The organism is Paenibacillus forsythiae T98, from assembly GCF_000520735.1.
GTDB classification, from domain to species: Bacteria; Bacillota; Bacilli; order Paenibacillales; family Paenibacillaceae; genus Paenibacillus_AQ; species Paenibacillus_AQ forsythiae.
Window position 1 is genome coordinate 1 of the sequence record NZ_ASSC01000407.1, and the last position, 2,071, is coordinate 2,071.

Sequence of the window (2,071 nt, forward strand, 5' to 3'; positions counted from 1 at the left end):
CCTGGCTGATCAAGAGCCTGGAGCAGCGCCGGACGACGCTGCTGCGGGTCTCGCGGGCCGTGGTGGAAATGCAGCGGGATTTCTTCGAGCAGGGCGTTCAAGGCTTGAAGCCGCTGACCCAGAAGGAGATTGCGGAAAGAACGGGCCTCCATGAATCGACCATCAGCCGGGCCGTCGGCCATAAGTACATGCAGACCCCCCGGGGATTGTTCGAGCTGAAATACTTCTTCACCTCCGCTCTCGCATCGGCGGACGGGGACGCCGCCTCCTCGGAAAGCGTGAAGCTCCGCATTAAATCTATAATCGACGGAGAGGACAAACGGAAGCCGTTATCCGATCAGGCGATTACGGAGCTGCTGGCGAAGGAGGGGCTTGAGCTGTCCCGCCGGACCGTGGCGAAATACCGCGAGGACATGCGAATCCTGTCATCCGCCAAGAGAAAGCGGTATTAGATCAGTCTGCCGCCATTTGGGGATAGACAACAACAACAGAACCCTGCGGGCCACGCTCCATGCGGAGCACAGCCTGCCAAGGGTTCTTCTTGCCGTTCCATTCATTTGTCACTCGCGCCGGAAGTTTTCCATTTTGTAATATTTGATTGAAAAAGCGACGGATTTCCGGTCCAGACCCGCTTTTTTCACAGCCAACCGCCTCAATTTCCGTTCTTTTCCTCCGTATTTCCCTGCTATTCCGCCTCATCCCTCTGCTGCATGTAACTTTTTCTAACACTCTATATCTAAAATAAATCCTGAATTTTCCGCCAACATGATATATGTCAATTATTTTGTCAGCAATTGTTGTTATAGTATTAGAAAAATTTTAAGTATGTGGAGGGAATACCGATGTACAATGTTCAAGAAATCGCGCCTGCGATCTACTGGGTGGGCGGCACCGACAAAAGACTGGAACGTTTCGAGAATATGTTCCCGCTGCCTCAAGGGGTTGCCTATAATTCTTACTTGATTATGGATGAAAAGATTGCGCTTATGGACACGGTGGACTCCGCAATCAGCGCACAATTTCTGGAGAATATCGAGCATGTGCTGGGCGGCCGGACGCTGGATTATCTCGTTGTGGGCCATATGGAGCCGGACCATTGCGCCAATATCGAGGAGCTGCTGCGCCGGTATCCGGAATTGAAAATCGTCGGCAACAAGAAGACGTTCCAGTTCATGGAGCAGTTCTACAGCTTCAGCAAGCCGGATAATTACCTCATCGTCAAGGAAGGAGAGGAGCTGTCGCTCGGAGAGCATACGCTGCGCTTTATGATGGCTCCGTTCGTCCACTGGCCCGAAGTCATGTTCACCTATGAAGTCTCGAAGAAAATCCTGTTCTCCGCCGACGCCTTCGGCTGCTTCGGTTCGCTTTCGGGGAATATTTTCTCCGACCAGACCGATTTTGACGGAGTGTACCTGGAGGAGTCCCGCCGCTATTACTCCAATATTGTAGGCAAATACGGGCCGCAGGTGCAGAACGTGCTGAAAAAGGTAGCCAAGCAGGACATCGAAATGATCTGTCCGCTGCATGGACCGGTGTGGCGCGAGAACCTGTCGTATATCCTGGACAGATATCAGAAGTGGAGCGCCTACCAGCCGGAGAAGCGCGGCGTCGTGCTGGTCTACGCGTCCATGTACGGCAATACGGAGAATGTAATGAACCTGATCGCATCCAAGCTTTCGGCCAAGGGAGTTCAGGACATCCGCATGTACGACGTGTCCAAGACCCATCCTTCCTACATTATTTCGGACGCCTGGAAATTCAGTCATCTGGTCTTCGGTTCGCCAACCTATAACCTGGGATTGTATCACGGCATGCAGGCTCTGCTCCATGAAATGGCATCCCTGAACCTGCAGAACCGCAAGGTTTCCCTTGTAGGCAACTATACCTGGGCCAACGCCGCCGTAAGGGAAATGACTGAAATCCTGGAGAGCATGAAAAAAATCGAGTTCGTCGGCGAGCCGTTTGAAATCAATTCGGCCTTAAAGCCGGAGCAGCTGCCGGAGCTGGATCAGCTGGTGGAAGCCATCTATGCTTCCCTGAATGCCGACGCGGCGGAAGCCGCTGCGGCAGG

At 53.1% G+C, this 2,071-nt stretch carries 2 protein-coding genes; both read left to right on the forward strand.

Annotated elements, in window-relative coordinates; genetic code table 11:
- On the forward strand, positions 1-452 hold a 452-nt coding region (locus L692_RS0112920; RefSeq protein WP_025700460.1), incomplete at its 5' end, for an RNA polymerase factor sigma-54.
- Positions 453-842: 390 nt separating this feature from the next.
- Positions 843-2,071 (forward strand): FprA family A-type flavoprotein (locus L692_RS0112930; RefSeq protein ID WP_025700463.1); only part of this gene is annotated, 1,229 nt, incomplete at its 3' end.